Source organism: Vibrio tubiashii ATCC 19109, from assembly GCF_000772105.1.
Taxonomy (GTDB): domain Bacteria; phylum Pseudomonadota; class Gammaproteobacteria; order Enterobacterales; family Vibrionaceae; genus Vibrio; species Vibrio tubiashii.
Map to the genome: position 1 here is coordinate 3,232,491 of NZ_CP009354.1, position 17,255 is coordinate 3,249,745.

The 17,255-nt window shown below is 45.0% G+C and carries 17 protein-coding genes; 6 read left to right on the forward strand and 11 right to left on the reverse strand.

What is annotated here, in order from left to right:
- Positions 1–35 precede the first annotated feature (35 nt).
- On the reverse strand, positions 36–860 hold the full coding sequence (locus tag IX91_RS14835) for an HDOD domain-containing protein (RefSeq protein ID WP_004745375.1): 825 nt from the start codon (positions 858–860) through the stop codon (positions 36–38).
- An 88-nt stretch (positions 861–948) separates the two neighbouring features.
- Complete coding sequence (locus IX91_RS14840; RefSeq protein WP_004745373.1) at positions 949–1,773, reverse strand: AraC family transcriptional regulator; 825 nt, start codon at positions 1,771–1,773, stop codon at positions 949–951.
- A gap of 111 nt (positions 1,774–1,884) precedes the next feature.
- On the opposite strand from IX91_RS14840, the gene IX91_RS14845 reads away from it, so the two are divergent.
- The gene (locus IX91_RS14845; RefSeq protein ID WP_004745370.1) at positions 1,885–2,361 is read left to right on the forward strand and encodes a YHS domain-containing (seleno)protein; all 477 of its coding nucleotides are present in this window, start codon (positions 1,885–1,887) and stop codon (positions 2,359–2,361) included.
- Between the two features lie 77 nt (positions 2,362–2,438).
- Here the strand turns inward: IX91_RS14845 and IX91_RS14850 are convergent, their stop codons facing one another.
- From IX91_RS14850 to ftnA, 3 genes are all read right to left on the reverse strand, one after another.
- Complete coding sequence (locus IX91_RS14850) at positions 2,439–3,632, reverse strand: BaiN/RdsA family NAD(P)/FAD-dependent oxidoreductase (protein ID WP_004745368.1); 1,194 nt, start codon at positions 3,630–3,632, stop codon at positions 2,439–2,441.
- A gap of 105 nt (positions 3,633–3,737) precedes the next feature.
- Positions 3,738–4,061: a universal stress protein UspB gene (gene uspB / locus IX91_RS14855; protein ID WP_004745367.1), complete on the reverse strand. Its 324-nt coding sequence runs from the start codon at positions 4,059–4,061 to the stop codon at positions 3,738–3,740.
- Positions 4,062–4,132: 71 nt separating this feature from the next.
- The gene (gene ftnA / locus IX91_RS14860; protein WP_004745366.1) at positions 4,133–4,660 is read right to left on the reverse strand and encodes a non-heme ferritin; all 528 of its coding nucleotides are present in this window, start codon (positions 4,658–4,660) and stop codon (positions 4,133–4,135) included.
- 156 nt (positions 4,661–4,816) lie between these two features.
- Here ftnA and uspA point away from each other — a divergent pair, with 156 nt between their 5' ends.
- The gene (gene uspA, locus IX91_RS14865; protein ID WP_004745364.1) at positions 4,817–5,242 is read left to right on the forward strand and encodes a universal stress protein UspA; all 426 of its coding nucleotides are present in this window, start codon (positions 4,817–4,819) and stop codon (positions 5,240–5,242) included.
- A 45-nt stretch (positions 5,243–5,287) separates the two neighbouring features.
- Entirely contained in the window at positions 5,288–6,172 is an 885-nt protein-coding gene (locus IX91_RS14870; protein WP_004745363.1) for a carboxylate/amino acid/amine transporter, read from the forward strand.
- Positions 6,173–6,233: 61 nt separating this feature from the next.
- On the opposite strand, the gene IX91_RS14875 is transcribed toward IX91_RS14870, so the two are convergent.
- The 3 genes from IX91_RS14875 to IX91_RS14885 form a co-directional block, all read right to left on the reverse strand.
- Entirely contained in the window at positions 6,234–6,791 is a 558-nt protein-coding gene (locus IX91_RS14875) for a hypothetical protein (RefSeq protein ID WP_004745362.1), read from the reverse strand.
- 100 nt (positions 6,792–6,891) lie between these two features.
- The gene (locus IX91_RS14880; RefSeq protein WP_004745361.1) at positions 6,892–7,671 is read right to left on the reverse strand and encodes a class I SAM-dependent methyltransferase; all 780 of its coding nucleotides are present in this window, start codon (positions 7,669–7,671) and stop codon (positions 6,892–6,894) included.
- Positions 7,672–7,733: 62 nt separating this feature from the next.
- Positions 7,734–10,868 carry an EAL domain-containing protein gene (locus IX91_RS14885; protein WP_004749258.1) on the reverse strand — a complete coding sequence of 1,045 codons (3,135 nt, stop codon included), beginning with the start codon at positions 10,866–10,868 and terminating at the stop codon, positions 7,734–7,736.
- A 101-nt stretch (positions 10,869–10,969) separates the two neighbouring features.
- Between IX91_RS14885 and asnC the strand changes: the two genes are divergently transcribed.
- Positions 10,970–11,434 carry a transcriptional regulator AsnC gene (gene asnC / locus IX91_RS14890; RefSeq protein ID WP_004745358.1) on the forward strand — a complete coding sequence of 155 codons (465 nt, stop codon included), beginning with the start codon at positions 10,970–10,972 and terminating at the stop codon, positions 11,432–11,434.
- Positions 11,435–11,475: 41 nt separating this feature from the next.
- On the opposite strand, the gene tsrA is transcribed toward asnC, so the two are convergent.
- Both tsrA and IX91_RS14900 read right to left on the reverse strand, forming a co-directional pair.
- Entirely contained in the window at positions 11,476–11,760 is a 285-nt protein-coding gene (gene tsrA, locus IX91_RS14895) for an H-NS-like global regulator TsrA (RefSeq protein WP_004745357.1), read from the reverse strand.
- A gap of 82 nt (positions 11,761–11,842) precedes the next feature.
- Entirely contained in the window at positions 11,843–13,036 is a 1,194-nt protein-coding gene (locus IX91_RS14900) for a multidrug effflux MFS transporter (RefSeq protein WP_004745356.1), read from the reverse strand.
- Positions 13,037–13,141: 105 nt separating this feature from the next.
- Between IX91_RS14900 and IX91_RS14905 the strand changes: the two genes are divergently transcribed.
- Positions 13,142–14,083, forward strand: coding sequence for a LysR family transcriptional regulator (locus IX91_RS14905; RefSeq protein ID WP_004745355.1), 942 nt, complete (start codon positions 13,142–13,144; stop codon positions 14,081–14,083).
- A 99-nt stretch (positions 14,084–14,182) separates the two neighbouring features.
- Complete coding sequence (locus tag IX91_RS14910) at positions 14,183–15,973, forward strand: aminopeptidase P family protein (RefSeq protein ID WP_004745354.1); 1,791 nt, start codon at positions 14,183–14,185, stop codon at positions 15,971–15,973.
- Positions 15,974–16,136: 163 nt separating this feature from the next.
- Here IX91_RS14910 and thiH read toward each other — a convergent pair whose 3' ends face one another.
- A complete protein-coding gene (gene thiH, locus IX91_RS14915; protein WP_004745353.1) occupies positions 16,137–17,255 on the reverse strand; it encodes a 2-iminoacetate synthase ThiH in 1,119 nt (372 codons plus the stop codon).

Consider the following 17,255-nt stretch of genomic DNA (forward strand, 5'->3'; position numbering starts at 1 on the left):
CGTTAACACCAACAGGGTCTGTTGAGCTAGCCTATCTAGAATAATTGATAGGCTAGCTCACTGCCTTGCCCGCGCACCTCATCAATCTTAGCGGCTAGCTCAGGTGATACATGTAGTGCTTTAGCCGCTTTACTGTTTTCTAGGTAACTCAGCTTTTCACTCTCTTCCAACATCATATCCCAGCGTTGATGCGCATCTCGCGCCAGATACATCAAGCAAGCCAGTCGTTTCGACTCTACCGCTTTAGCTGGGTGGTTAACATTGGCGATGGCATCAACAAGCTGATTAGGGAACTTCCAGCTTTCGGCAAGCACGGCTCCGAGTTCTTGAGCATCGACACCAAGTACTTCTTTTTGCACCTGAGCGGCATTTTCCCCACTTGCCACACGTTGGCTGATGGCGACCGCTTTTTCAGGCTCTAGAGTATGAATCATGAGTTCACCAATGTTATGCAGCACGCCAGTACTAAAGGCCTCATTGGGGTCAAGTTTGATGTCTCTCGCTATGGTGCTAGCAATTGTTGCTACTTCAAAGGTTGCCGCCCAATAATCTTTGATATTGAGGGTTTCTATCTTGGGAAACGTCGAAGCAAGTATCGAAGAAGAAATTAGGTTACGAATAGCACCAATTCCGATACGAACAATGGCATCATTAATATTCGCCACCCCTTTAACACCACCAAATTGAGCAGAGTTTGCCATCCTTAGAACCCTTGCCAACAATACCTGATCCATTGCCATCTTATGGGCGAGTTCACCGAAGTCGATCGAATCTCGGTTGACCATTTCCAACAACTCTTGCAGTACACTTTCGATTCGCGGCAACTCGTTAATACGAGAAATCAGTGCTTGTTGACTCATAGAGGTTACTCCTTGCTCTCTTCTCCCCATTTAATATAGGACAGAAATTAACAACTAGGTCGATAAGCCTTTCATAAAATGGGGTAACTTATTGCTTTGAGTCTTGTAGCCACTGGCGTGGAGAAGTACCCGAAACATGTTGAAAAGCGCGAGAAAAGCCAGAGTAGCTACCATATCCAACTTCATCAGCAACCCAGTTAAGAGGTTTGTTTTTTAGCAATAAAGATTGAGCAACCGACACTCGCCACTTCTGCACATAATCTCCAGGGGTGTCACCGACAACCTGCTTAAAGGTTTCAATAAACTGAGTGCGTGACATCGCCGCTAACGAAGCCATTTCGGCAATAGTGTAATGACGGGCTGGTAGTTGGTGAACTGCCGATACAACGGCTGCCAAGCGTGGATGTGCTAAAGCGGAGAAGAGTCCCTGCTCTATCTTTTGCTCGTCAATTAAGTAGCGAAAGATCAGTGCCATCAATGTATCGCTCAACTTATCCATCATAAATTGCTGCCCTGCAGACTCGCTATGCGACTCTTGAAACAACAGCTCAATCACTGGCGTTAAGTTAGGGGCGACTTCAAACGGGATGACCACGACATCTGGCAATGCCGACAACAGAGGGTTCACCTGCCCTGCGCGATACTCAACATTAGCGCAAACGAGGTCTGCCCCCTCAGCGACGCCTTCTATCACATGCGGCGTACTACTAGGTAGATAAATGATGCTGGGTTGCGTTAGGTGATGCGCACTCCCCAATGAGCTTGCCAACTTCAAATGACCAGATTTAAGCACATGAAGATGCCCTTGGTTATGCGGACTCTGCTTGAACGAAGAGACGCCGCATAATTGGCCAGAATAGAAAACACCAGTGCGGATAGAAAAGTGCCCCATCAATTTTGACAGCAGATCCATGTTACCTCCGAACGATTCGCGTACTTTTTAGACTTTTAGTCCCTCTATAGACCGGATAAGTCGGCTAATTTATTTCATACAAGATAACCAAACATAGGCAAGGAGCTTGTTATGGCACGCATTAAATCAACCGGTAAAAAGCTGACTCTTATGGCAGCGCTACTCGGAACCAGTTTCTCACTGATGGCAGCAGATATAGATATGAGTGTGGATGACAATGATCTAGCAATCAAAGGTTATGATCCAGTCGCATACTTTACTGACCAAGGTGCTGTGCAGGGCAATCCACAGTTTTCCGCTACCTATAAAAATGCCATTTATCACTTCGCGAGCGGTGAAAACCGCGATCAATTCAAAGCGGATCCCCAAGCTTTCGCCCCTCAGTATGGTGGCTACTGCGCATTTGGGGTAGCAATGGGCAAGAAGTTTGAAACAGACCCGCAAGCGTGGAAAATTGAAGACGGCAAGCTTTATCTCAATCTAGACAAAACGGTACAACAGCGCTGGTTAGAGGATACTCAAGGCTTCATTCAGGATGCAAACACCAACTGGACCAGTATTAAAACAGTTGCTGCGGATAAATTATAACCCCTTCAATTCTGCTTATTTCCCTTCAATGGAAAACGGAAGAGCCTAGACTCTTCCGCTTTTTCAATCCATTCAGGCTAGACCCATTGCCCTGCAACGAAACCGGAACTCCAACACCATTGGAAGTTGTAGCCACCAAGCCAGCCCGTGACATCCATAACCTCACCAATAAAGTACAGGCCTTTAACCTGCTTACACTCCATGGTTTTTGAGGAGAGGTGGTTAGTATCAACGCCACCGAGAGTTACTTCTGCTGTGCGGTACCCTTCCGTTCCATTCGGCGCAATCTGCCAGTTTTCAAGCTGAGCGGTGACCGCTTCTAGCTGATTAGCATTGAACTGTTTAAGGGGTTTGTCTGCAAATACCTTACGCTCTATCAGGACCTCGACAAGGCGCTTAGGTAGCACTTTAGCCAAGGTGTTTTTCAGGCTCTGGTTTGGGTGCTTCTCTAGTGAGCGTTGCAGTAGCTCATTAACGTCAACTTCCGGAACTAGGTTGATAGTGACTTTTTGCCCCGCTTTCCAGAACGACGAGATTTGCAATACTGAAGGCCCCGATAAACCGCGGTGAGTAAACAGTAGTGCCTCTTTAAACACGGTTCCATCTTGAGCTGTGATTTCAGCCGGAATGGCAATACCAGACAACTCAGCAAACGCTTCTTTATCTTCTTTGTGCAAAGTGAAAGGCACAAGACCCGCACTGGTGGGTACAACGCTGAGATTAAACTGCTCTGCCACTTTATAACCAAATGGCGTCGCGCCCAGTTTCGGCATGGAAAGACCACCTGTCGCCACGACTAGCGACTCACATTCGATCACACTGGTATTGGCATGTAGCTCGAAGCCCGCCTCAGTCTTCTCGATATGATGGACATCTTGCTGATAACGTTGAGTCACGCTTGGTAAGTCACACTCAGCCAATAACATTTTAACGATGTCTTTTGAGTTGTAGTCACCGACACAAAATAGCTGGCCATGATCTCGCTCTTCAAACTCAATCCCATGTTTACTGACCATAGAGATAAAGTCCCAGTTGGTGTATTGAGACAGCGCAGATTTAACGAAATGAGGGTTCTGACACAGGAAGTTGTTGGCTGACACATCGTAATTAGTGAAGTTACAGCGACCGCCACCAGCAATTAAGATTTTACGTCCAGGCTTTTTGGCATGATCAAGCACCAACACTTTACGACCGCGTTTGCCAGCTTCTGCTGCACACATCAGCCCAGCGGCACCTGCGCCTATGATGACGACATCAAACTTCTCTGTCATGAACTACTACTCAAATAAAAACCAATAAAAAAGGATGTGCCTGATGCACATCCTTCGCCATTTGCGCGACTATTTTAACGGCATTTTGAGCGAATGCCAATTGACCTAAAGAATCATCGCTGCCAATAAGGTTACCGCGAGTAAAGAGGTCGAAAGAATAAATAGCTCACGGACTCTATCGCATTTTCCGGTAAACACTTCATCATGATGGTGGTGATACTCTTTGCTCTTGATGTAGTGGAACAAACGAACTTGCTTAGTGACATTACCATGAGTGGTAAAGAAACCGTTACCATCAACTTGTTGGTAAAGTAACGGGTGAGCTTCACGCATGATGTATATAAGAGAGCGCAGTGCAGTAAGGTAACGAGCCATATTGACTAGAGTTACCATCATTAGCGCAAATAGAATTGTGTCAGCATAGATCATCTTTTCCTCCCTACATCTTCTTGTATGCCCAGAGAAAAAGACGATCTGCTTAGAGTGTCTTACGCTGAAATTTATTCAGCAGGGGCATCCATAATTGAAGATGAACCTTCTTTTGCCAAAGCTGCTAAATCTTTGTCGATAAAGAACAGCGCTTTGCCGTCTTCGCCAACTAGATCTAACTTATCTAAGATCCCTTTAAATAACTTCTCTTCCTCGTGCTGCTCTGCAACGTACCACTGTAAGAAGTTGAACGTAGAATAGTCTTGTGATGTAAACGCAACATGAGCTAGTTTGTTGATTTTTTCCGTAATCATCTGCTCGTGTTCAAACGTCTCACGGAAGACATCACCTAGGCTATTAAACTCGTGCTTCGGTGCTTCAATTGCACCTAGAATAGGCATCGCACCTGTCTCACTCACGTATGTGAAAAGACGCTGCATGTGCTCCATTTCTTCTACGGCGTGTGCGCGTAAAAATTCAGCTGCACCTTCAAATCCTTTGTCTTCACACCAAGCACTCATTTGTAAGTATAGATTGGATGAGAAAAATTCGAGATTAATTTGCTCATTCAATTGATCGACCATTGCTTGAGAAAGCATTTACCACTCCTACTAAGTCTATGAAGTTAAATTGACTATATCATGTTCACAACCATAACACTTTGTATGCCAAATGTGGATCTGAGATCACTTCAGCAAAATTTATTAACTCAAGGTGCTAATCTTTAATTAAGACTCTTACAAGGAGATAGCACTATGAGTTATCAACATATTTTGGTTGCCATCGACCTCTCAGAGGACAGCAAACTCTTGGTCGAAAGAGCCGTGTCCTTGGCAAAACCACTCAACGCGTCGGTGTCATTTGTCCATATCGATGTTAACTACGCCGAGCTCTATACTGGCCTAATTGATATTAATCTGGCTGAAACCCAGCATCAGGCTATCGAAGCCTCACAAAAGCAGTTACAAAATTTGGCGGACCATGCCGATTTCCCAATTAAGCACACGCTGGTCGGCAGCGGTGATCTGAACAATGAACTGTGCGACACCATTAAAGAGTTCAATATCGACCTCGTGGTGTGCGGCCACCACCAAGATTTTTGGAGCAAGCTGCTATCTTCAACTCGCCAGCTAATTAATTGCTCGCCAGTTGATATGTTGGTAGTACCACTCAAAGACTAAATAGAGTTACACTGCACCCATAGTTTTTGCGAATGAGTCTTAATCATGGGTTATTTATCTGCGGTCACTTTATTGTGGGCGTTTTCATTCAGCCTGATCGGTGTTTATCTCGCGGGTCAGGTTGATTCTTGGTTCTCGGTCTTAATGCGTGTGGCATTAGCGAGCTTGGTTTTCCTACCATTTCTTAAGTTCAAAGGAGTCGATAAAGGGCTGATTGCCAAGCTGATGGTCGTTGGTGGCTTCCAACTTGGCCTAATGTATTGCTTCTACTACCAATCTTTCCTATTACTTTCTGTACCAGAAGTGCTGCTGTTTACCGTCTTTACACCAATTTATGTCACGCTAATTTACGATCTACTTAAACGTCGCTTCTCACCATGGTATCTAGTAACAGCAGTCATCGCTGTCGCTGGCGCAGCCTTTATTAAGTTCGCTGGAATCAATGAGAATTTCATCGTCGGTTTCTTAGTGGTTCAAGGCGCTAATGTCTGTTTCGCCATTGGCCAAGTTGGCTATAAGTATCTAATGGAGAAATACCATGTCGATCTGCCACAACATGCTATTTTTGGTTACTTCTATTTAGGCGCTTTGTGTGTCGCGACGGTCGCTTTCGCCTTAATGGGTAATCTAGACAAAATGCCAACCACGACGACCCAGTGGAGTGTTTTGGTTTATTTAGGCCTGATTGCTTCTGGTCTCGGTTACTTTGCTTGGAACAAAGGCGCAACCATGGTCAATGCAGGAGCGCTAGCGGTAATGAACAATGCGTTGGTGCCTGCTGGTCTCATCGTTAACATTGTGATTTGGAATCGAGATGTGGATATCACTCAATTGTGTATCGGTGGATCTATTATCTTGCTTTCTTTATGGGTCAACGAAACTTGGGTTAAGCGTAAAGTTGAGCAGAGCTATCAAGCCAATCCACAGTAATTAGAATCATTAGATGCAAAAAAGCTCTCCATTAATGGAGAGCTTTTTACTATTTGGAGGATTAATGAAGGTTTGAACTAGTTTGCGCTTCTGACTTTTGTGCGATTAATCGCGACAAGCTCACCTTATTTTCCAATTTTTTCTGTTTCTTTAGCAGCTTACGTTGCTTATCTGCAAGCTTGAGCAACTTCTTCTGTTGTTTGTAGTGTTTCTTTATCGCTTTCTTAGCTTTTTTAAGCGCTTTTTTATCTTCTAAATCAAATATTTCACTGTCTACAGTTTCCGCTTGGCTAGTTTGCAGTTGCGCTTTCTGCAGCAAGGCTTTCTCTTTGACCTTCTCAACCACTCTTCTGACCGCTTGTGCTTTTTGCTCTGAAGTTTGATTGACTGGAGCAGCAGGCAAAGCTTCTGCAAGTAAAGCGCAGCTCTGTTGTTGCTCTAACGGTTTGTTTTGACATGCTTGAGGGGGAATAGCAGCTGGCTTGCAAAGAGAGTCTTTAGAAGCAGACGAACGAGCACAGGAACGGCAAAGGTATTTAGGTTCAACCACCAAACGATGGATATCACCCAAATTTTCCGCAATTTGCTTGCGATTCATCTTACAGAAACGTTTAGCCACGCTACAACTCCAGCTAAGAATACGAATAGTTCTTAGTAAGATATACCTGCTTGATAACGAATTAGCAAGGACAAAAATCGCACTATTGATACAGTGTTCGCTAAGTCATTGATGCATTAACATAAACATCAAAACGATTTTTTTTGGTCTCGATAGCCATCATAGGTTTTTGTTGATTGAGCCAGTCTGCATAGTCAGGCCTTTTCACCACCACCCTTTTAGTAGCAAGGGCTAAGGCGGGTTCCAACAGTCCATCAGCGTCATGATCGGCACCGACTAAAGACTGAAAAACGCGCATCTCTTTTTTCACTAACGCGCTTTTTTTCTTGTTTTCAGGGTGCGGGTACATAGGGTCGAGATAAACCACATCTGGTTTAACAAACTCAGGGTCTTCAGCAAGTTGGCTCAGTGCATTATGACTAGATGCGTGAATCAATGACATCCGCTCGCTCACCCACGCTCCGATTTCAGGGTCGCTTTTGGCTCGGGTTAGTCCGTCATCCAATAACGCTGCGACAACAGGATGACGCTCAACCATTTGAACTTTACAGCCTAATGAAGCCAGTACGAAAGCGTCACGCCCAAGACCTGCCGTACCATCAAGTATCGTTGGTGTGGCACCTTTATTTAAGCCGACCGCTTTGGCGATCGCCTGACCTTTGCCACCACCAAATTTACGCCTGTGTGCAACTGCACCACTGGCTAAATCAACAAAGATAGCGCCTAGTTTTGGCTCATCCAACTTGCGTAACTCCAAACGCTGTTCAGTGAGCACAAGAGCAAATGGGCTGTCATCGCTATGAGTTAACTCCCAGCGTTGGGTTATCTGTTGAAAACGTTCAGATTGTGTTTGGTCTTCACATAGCAGTTGTAGTTGCACGCAATGTTCCTAGGGTAGTATCAGTGACTCAGCCGCAGTTTACTGGATCTTGAGCTATTTCACTAAGTATTCTGTTGTGGCGTTAGCTCTGATACTAGCTCAGCAAGTGGTTTCGGTTTGCCGATGACGTAACCTTGAGCATAATCGACTCCGAGCTCCATCAATAGCTCAATAATCTGAGCATTTTCGACAAACTCAGCGACGGTTTGCTTGCCCATCTGGCGAGCAAGATCGTTAATTGAGCGCACCATTAAATGATCCATCTCATTGGTGTCCATGTCGCGGACAAAAATGCCGTCAATTTTTACGATATCGACCGGAAGTTTTTTCAGGTAGCCAAATGAAGAAAGACCCGAGCCAAAATCGTCTAGCGCGATGCAACAGCCCAGCGCTTTCAGTTGTCCAAAGAACTCTATCGCTTGATTCATGTTGCTCATGGCTGCCGTCTCGGTGATCTCAAGACAGATTTTCTCGCACGGCACTGAGCTCGATTTCAATTTCTCAAGCAAGTAAGCCGTAAACTCTTTATTGCCCATTGAGTGACCTGACAGATTTATCGAACACAGCCCCAGTTGCTCTAGCGCATGTGGGTGTTGTTCAAACCAATCCAAGGTCTGACTCACAACCTGCTTATCGATTAAATGGGCGATGTTGTAACGCTCAGAGGCAGGCATAAAGATACCCGGTGAGATGTACTCTCCATCCACGTTTCTGATTCGAACCAAAATTTCGAAGTGAATACCCTGCTCTTCACCCGTTAAATCAAGGATTTGCTGAGCAAACAGCTCTAGTCTGTTATTGGCTAGGGCGTTGTGAACTAGGTTAACGCTTTCCATCTCTTGCTCACGACGACGTAGTTCTTGGTCATCAAGACAGTACATACTGTATCGATTTCGCCCTTCTTCCTTAGCAATATGACAAGCCGTATCCGCTTGAGCGTGAACCATTTGTGGCGAAGAGGCGGTATGGTCTATTAAGCGAATACCAATCGAGCAATTTAGGTTGAGCCTGATGTCTTCCCAGATAAAGGCATGTTCGCTTAAGGTATTAATGATGGTTGTTGCCAGTTTCTTAGCATCAACTTCGGTACAGTCTTTGAGAAGGATTGCGAATTCGTCTCCCCCCATGCGCGCCAATATCGTGTTGTAAGGCAGTGTTTCTTCTAGCATGCTGGCACAGAACTGAATCGCAGCATCGCCCGCTTCATGACCTGCAGTGTCATTGAGTACCTTAAGCTGATCGAGATCGATATATAGCATGGCATGCGTTCGAGTGTAGCTTTCTACTTCCTTCAAAGCTTTTTCTAGTTCCGCTTCGAAGTAGTTTCGGCTGTAGGTACCGGTAAGCAAGTCATGCTGCGCTTGATATTGAAGCTGTTCCGACAGCGCTTTAGTCTCGGTGACATCCTCACCAACAATCAGCAGGTGCCCAGATTCCGCCAAAGGACGAATGTTTTCTCGAACCCACACCGTGTGCCCATTAGCGTGACGATATTCGACCTCACGTCGCCACACCCCTTTTATAGCAAGCTTGGGTTGTAATAATACTTGCCGAGGTATCAGCGTTGCCTCGTGGAAATAGAACTCCCTTAACCGATGACCTAGCACCTCATCAGCCGCATAACCTAACAACTGCTCGGCAAACTGATTCACTTGTTGAATGCGATTTTGTTCATCAAGAGTCAGCATCATCACGGGTTGCTGATCATAGTAATGACTGAGGTTAGCTTCACGTTGAAACAGGCGCTCCTCGGTAATCTTACGTGAGGTAATATCGCGAGCTTCCAGTAAGTATTGAGTGCCTTTATCGGGTATTGGAATCGGTTTAAGCGAAAGCTCTAGCACTATTGAGCCTTGATCTGAATGCCAAATTTCGGCTTCAAACTGAGCCAGCGTATCATGCTCAGTGGTAAAGAACTGCTTCAATTGCTGTGACGCTTCCTGCTCCCAATGCCTATGCTGCCAGATGGGTCTATCTACACTAAAATTTTGGTCATAGAGCAAATCCTGCAGCTTGCTGTTACTAGAAGTAATATGTCCATTGTCATCAAGAACACCAATAAAATGATAGCTTTGGTCAAACACCATCTCTATAAGTGTCTGGCTATCTTTTGCTAATTGCTCGCTGCGTTTGATACGGCTGAGGTAGTAAATGAGCCCCATGATAATCAAGGAAAGGAAAAGAACTACACTACCTACAATCTTAATTTCTTGTTGATAACGATCGGTAAAAGATTGTGGTTTATTGAAAATGATCGACGTCGCCTCCCCCTCGATACCTAAACCCCATTTGAGCACAGCTTGGTAGTCGAGTTTGATTTCCGGAATGCCCACTTCAACCCTAGGCAATGGTTTAGATTCTTCTTCCAGAACTTTCATCAACAGCTCAGCCGTCTGTTGACCGTGTTGGCGACCACTTTGAATCACTCCTCCAACCGTTCCAGATCCCAAGCCTAAATCATGCACCATATAGATTGGCGCAAGAGATAGTTGGTTCAGCTTCTCCCACTGAGCTTTAGTTGCGACCACAGAACCATCTCGCTCTCGGTAGTAGATCCAAAAAAGTACACTAGAATGACTATCCAGCTGCTGAACCATTTCTAATAGCTGATCAAAAGTGTCTGGAATAAAGGAGATGATTTTGCTGTAGTAGTTTGGGTAATTCGATAAGAACTGACCAACTTGAGCGCGAACAGCGGCGCCTGTCACCGAGTGGTCACTAATAATGTAGATTGATTTAACTTCGGGTTGAATGCGTTCTATCAGCGAAATATTGCTGTAGAGATCGATATCTTCAATAACTCCAGTCGCGTTTAAATCTCGGTGCATGTAAGGGCTGTAGTTATTGATACCACCAAAGATAACTGGCGTATCACCAATCACATCAGCCAGCCTGTTCATTAGGATTAATGCATTATTGTCACTGACGACAATGGCTTTGAATTTTTCTTGTTCAAACTTGGTTTTATACAGTGAGTAAAGCTGATCCAAATAAGCCTCACTCTGCATTCGTTTGGTATCAAGATAAAGTACTCGAGTAGAGATATAGGTGTCGCTAAGCTGATGCTCTAGACCACTCTGAAATGTATCTGTCCAAAAGAACCCTTGGTGATAAGAGTGGACCACTAACACATCTTTCTCATTTGCTCGCGCAACAAAGCTGACAACTAGCGCTAGTAGGAGGAGGCACAAACGCACTAAAATAGTCTCAAAATCAAAGGAATATAGATATAATTGTATCACCACTGGTGATAATTTGTACTTATTCCACTAAGTTAGGCTGATTTACAAGGACTTACATGCAAGCACACGGTATTAAACTTGATGACTTGGACAAAGCAATCTTAAAAACTTTAATGGAAGATGCTCGAACCCCTTATGCCGAAATGGCTAAGCAGTTTGAAGTCAGCCCGGCGACGATTCATGTACGAATCGAGAAAATGAAAGCTGGTGATATTATCCAGGGTACTGAAGTCATTGTTGATACCAAGAAACTCGGCTACGACGTATGCTGCTTTATCGGTATTAACCTCAATGCCGCGCGAGACTATCATTCTGCGCTTGAAAAGCTCAACGCTTTAGAAGAAGTGGTCGAAGCTTATTACACCACTGGCGCATACAATATTTTCGTTAAACTCATGTGCCGCTCCATTGAAGAGCTGCAATACGTTCTTATCGATAAGCTACAAGCGATTGATGAAGTGCAATCGACTGAAACCCTTATCTCTTTGCAAAACCCGATCAATCGAAACGTTAACCCATAAAAAAACTCGCCGTAGCGAGTTTTAGTATTTGTAAAGCCTGACTATTTCGAGCTTAGGTAGTGCTTGAGATCATCAACGGAAATACCTTGCTCGGCGATCTCTTTCGCCAGCGACTCAATCTGCTCACCTTTACGTGAGTCAATCACCTGCTGGAACTGATAAACCATATCGCGCAGAATTGGCAATGGCACCTGTTTTGCGGCACTGCGAATACGCTCACCACTTTGATTGCCTAATTCACTCAAAAGTTTACCAAACATGACCTTTTCTGGAGCCTCTTCTAGTTGCTCCAATAAACGAGCCATCTCGTATGTTGTCATTGACATCGTTGTGATTTATCCACAGAACTCGAAATAAGAAGCTCAAATATACATCGTTTGGTTAGATTATCAAGGCTTGTCAGTACCTCTAAGCCATTGCGTGATGCCAAGTTTTCCCTGTTTTCGACCAAAGAATTGCTAACGCAGGAACAACGATCAGCATCAGCGTCGCAATCATCACTTGTGGCTCCATACCAATTCGCTGAACGGTGCCAACCACTAAGCCTGAACCACTCATCTGAAACAGTCCTAATAGTGCTGCTGCTGTACCTGCTTTATCACCAAAAGGCGCTAGAGCTTTGCCTGCAGCGGCACCCAGAATCCACGCAAAACCAATAGAAGACATAAAGATTGGCAACATGAAAGCAAAGGCCGTTACTTGGTCTTTCATTGCCAACATAGTAATACCAGCAATCGCCAAAGTAATAATACCCACTGACAAAGCTTTATGAGTACCAAACTTATCCATGAACTTAGGCGCACTCATACAAGCTACGATGTTAATTGCCGCATTGATACCAAACCACATAGTAAATTGATTCATCGACAAGCCTAAGTTTTCCATCAACACAACGGGGGCAGAGGTGACATAGCCGAGAATGACAGCCATTGCCAGCATGCATAACGTCGCGTGGAAAAGGAAGGTCGGTGTTTTCACAACATCAAGATAACGGTTGAGCTTGAAAACGGGTTCTTTGCTCAATTGAGGATTAGTCTCTTTTAGTCCTGTCCAAAGCATGACTAGAACCACAGCAGCAAATCCGGCCATAAAACTAAAGTTAGAGCGCCAACCGAATTGCTGTGTTAGCCAACTGCCTAAAATAGGAGCTAAGGCAGGAATGAAGCAGATAGCACCATTGAGGTAGCTGATCATTTTGCCACTTTTCTGCGGCCCAAAGATATCGCGAACTGTTGCAAAGGCCGCTACCGATGTCGCACACGCACCTAAGCCTTGTAGCAGTCGAGACATGAGCATCCACTCAATATTCTGAGCACTCCACGCCAATAAAGCGCTCACGGCATAGATACTCACGCCTCCCAATGCAACAGTTCGACGTCCTAGTTTATCTGCTAAAGGGCCAGCAAAGAGTTGCCCTACACCCATTGCAAACAAGAACCATGTAATTGTGTCTTGAGCTAGTGCATGTTCCACGTGGAACGTAGAAGAGATCATTGGTAGTGCTGGCAAGTATATGTCTATCGCTAATGGGCTAAATAGAACCAGCAGTGTTAACAACACTAACTGTGATTTACGTGGGGAACTTTCACTTACCGCTTGCACTTTGAACTCCGATGCACTTGATGAATTTGTCGATATTCTAAGCTAAACTAGATATGCCAACCAATGACGTATAGTCATCAATGTTATTCCCATTGAGAATTTCTAATGAATATAGAAAAGCTTGCGCGCATCGATCTCAACTTATTGGTTTGTTTGCGTGTTTTAATAGAAGAGCTCAACGTCACTCGCGCTGCGCACCGACTTTGCTTAAGCCAGTCCGCTGTGAGCAAGAGTTTAGCCAAGCTAAGAACACAGTTTGACGACCCTTTGTTTGTTCGCCATGCTCATGGCCTTAAACCTACGCCTAAAGCGCTGTTTTTAAAACCTAAACTTGAGGTGCTGATAAACCAGCTAGAACAACTGACTCAGCCGGAACAGTTCTCGCCTAGTTCAAGTGACTATCGCTATCAGATTGCTGCGGTGGAGAGCGTTTACCCACTTATTCTCCCTCATTTTTTGCCGGAGATATTTAAGCGTGCTCCAGGGGTGACCATAAGTACTCACGCTTGGGCAGAAGAGACATTTAGGCAAATACAGCGTGGGGAAATTGACTTAGGCATTACTGGCAAAGACATTGATATTAATGACGCAAAGTTAACTATGCTGCCTCCTAGCGATATTTGTGAGCAAGAAATCTATCGCGATAACCAAATGTGCTTAGTGCGTAAGCAGCACCCTGCCCTTAACCAAAACTGGAATCTCGAAAACTATCTGAATCAACGTCACGTACAAGTTAGGTGTGACGGCAATGAGCGCTGGCTGCTAGATTATCGTTTGGCGGATATCGGTAAAGAGCGTGATATCGCGATTACGGTGCCTGACTTTAACAGCGCGGCTAGCCTGTGCTCGTACACCGACTTTGTCTTTACCGCACCAAGTCACTTCGTCAAACTCGCATCAAAACAACTCGATTTAACTGTGCTACCACTGCCGATGGAGTTTCCTCCTATGGCTTACACTTTGTTCTGGCATAGAGATAGAGAAAATGACCCTGCCTTGTCTTGGTTACGACAAATTATCCGCGATAAAACCACTGCTCTTAGATAATTTGCAGGCTGACGGTAAAAAGAGTAGCTTATTCGCATCGTCCAATTTTAGTCACTCTCGTCGATATGGACGCCATAATAATATGAAGGATTAACATAGATGCTTACAACAACAGAACAGCGCCTAACCGCGATTCGTCACTGGATAGCGCAGAACAATATTGACGCCCTACTTATCCCACATGAAGACGAATATTTGGGCGAATACGTACCTGCACATAATGAGCGTTTACATTGGCTAACAGGTTTTACCGGTTCTGCTGGTGCTGCAGTAATCACCAAAGATAAAGCCGCTATTTTTGTTGATGGTCGCTATACAGTACAAGTGACTAAACAGGTACCTGCTGATCTGTTCGAATATCGTCACCTTATTGAAGAGCCTGCGTTAGATTGGATTAAAGACCAACTAGTTAATGGTGCATCTGTAGCCATCGACCCGCGCATGCACAACTCTGATTGGTTAGACGTGGCACAAGCAAAACTTGCCGACACACTTGAGTTAAAGATCCTCGACAGTAACCCAATTGATGAGCTTTGGCACGATCGCCCTGCTCCTGTGGTTTCTGATGTTCGCCTAATGGCGACGGAAGCGGTCGGACAATCTAGTCAAAGTAAACGCCAAGAAATCGCGCAACTAGTTAAAAAGTCTGGTGCAGACAGCGCAGTGATTACCGCTCTTGATTCAGTTTGCTGGTTGCTTAACGTCCGCGGCCTTGACGTATCACGACTACCAGTTTTGCTTTCTCACGCGATTCTTCATTCAGACTCAAGCGTAGAATTCTTTCTCGACCCTGCTCGACTACCTGCAGAATTTGATGCACACGTAGGGACAGACGTAACGGTTCATCATCCTGAAGCTTTACAAGCGCGTTTAGAAACTCTAAACGGAAAGAAAGTACTGGTGGATCCGGCAACAAGTAACGCATGGTTTAAGCTAATTCTACAAAATGCAGGCGCAACTGTAGTTAGCAAAGCTGATCCTTGCTTGATGCCAAAAGCGGCGAAGAATGCAGTTGAAATCGCTGGCATGAAAGCATGTCATATCCGTGATGGCGTTGCGATGAGCAAATTCCTCTGCTGGCTAGATGCTGAAGTAGCCGCAGGTAGCCTAAATGACGAAGCAACCTTGTCAGATAAGCTAGAAGCATTTCGTAGTGAAGACCCAACTCTGATGGATCTTAGTTTCGATACGATTTCAGCAGCAGGCGGCAACGCAGCGATGTGCCACTACAACCACGAGAATCAGCCAGAGCCTGGTCAGCTTGAATTGAACACGCTTTACCTTGTCGACTCGGGTGGTCAGTACCTGGATGGCACCACAGACATCACGCGTACTATCGCTATCGGTCAACCATCACAAGAGATGATTAAGCAATTCACACTTGCGCTAAAAGGTCATATCGGTGTCGCTCGTGCGCGTTTCCCTAAAGGTACACGAGGTTACCAAATTGATACGCTCGCGCGTCAGCATCTGTGGGCAGAAGGCTATGATTACGATCATGGTACCGGTCATGGTGTTGGTCACTTCCTAAGTGTCCACGAAGGACCGGCTAGTATTTCCAAGCGACAAATCGATGTTCCTTTAACAAAAGGCATGGTGTTATCGAATGAGCCAGGTTACTACCGCGCTGACGCATTTGGTATTCGTATCGAGAACCTAGAACTTGTTGTCGAAACGCCTACCAACGGCGACTTCCCTGTTCTGTCTTTTGAATCACTTACACGCTGCCCGATCGACAAGCGTAACATCAATGTAGATATGCTGACTCGACCAGAGCTAGCTTGGCTGAATGACTATCATCAAAAAGTCTGGGATGAGATCAGCCCTCTAGTAGAAGGTGAAGTGAAGGATTGGCTGCGTCAGGCAACTGTACCACTTGCTCATGGCTAGAAACTGGATAACTGGATAACTGGATAACTGGATAACTGGATAACTGGATAACTTAACTGGATAACTGGATAACTGGATAACTGGATAACTGGATAAGAATAGAGGGTTGATGTAATGCATCAACCCTCTTTTTATTGCGTGTGTTTCACGTGAAACACTATTTTTAAGACAAGCCTGAATAAGCCGAGTGCCAATCTCGCCAAACAGGATCGAACCCTTTCGCGCGAATCATATCTTCGACCGAAGCTGCGCTTCGCTCATCACTGATCTCAAACTGCTCCAGTTCAACGTCATCCATCGCATAACCACCTGGCTGAGTTTTTGATGCAGCAGACATGGTAGTAATGCCCAAGGGTAAAACATTATCTCTAAACTTCGGAGACTCACGAGTCGAAAGAGACAACTCAACTTCTGGATTCAGCAATCGATAAGCGCAAATAAGCTGAACCAATTGTTTATCTGTCATCACCGACTTTGGTTGAAGTGCTCCCTCACAGGGACGCAATCGCGGGAACGAAATCGAGTAACGAGTTTGCCAATAGGTGCGCTCTAGATAATCCAGATGCGCCGCAACATAAAAGCAATCTGTTCGCCACTCTTCTAAGCCAATCAAAGCGCCAATACCAATCTTATCAATGCCCGCTTTTGCCAATCGATCTGCGGTATCTAATCGATACTCAAAATCCATCTTGTTGCCACGTAAGTGGTGCTCTGCATAGGTAGAAGGATGATAAGTTTCCTGATACACCATCACGGCATCCAAGCCTAAGGTCTTAAGTTCAGCATAGTGCTCTTGATCGAGCGGCTGAACTTCCATTGCCAAATAGTTAAAGCGCTGCTTGATCATCGGCACCATTTCGCGGAAATAGTTCATGCCAACTTTAGTCTCGTGTTCGCCTGTTACCAGCAAAACGCTATCAAACTTCATTCGTTTAATCGCTTCAACTTCCGCAGACACTTCATCTTTGTTTAGGGTGCGACGCTTAATACGGTTCTCCATTGAGAATCCACAATAAGTACAAGCATTGGCACACAGGTTAGACAAGTACAGTGGAATATAGAGTGACATAGTATTGCCAAACCGTTTACGAGTTGCCGTGTAAGACAACTGAGCCATCTGCTCTAAATAGGGCTCGGCAGCAGGCGAAATCAATGCCTTAAAATCTTCCAGATCACGCTTGGGCTTATTCAATGCACGTTCAACATCTTGTGCTGTCTTGGCATAAATCGACATCGAAATGTCATCCCAATTGAGCTGCTTAAATTGTTCAACAAAGCTCAT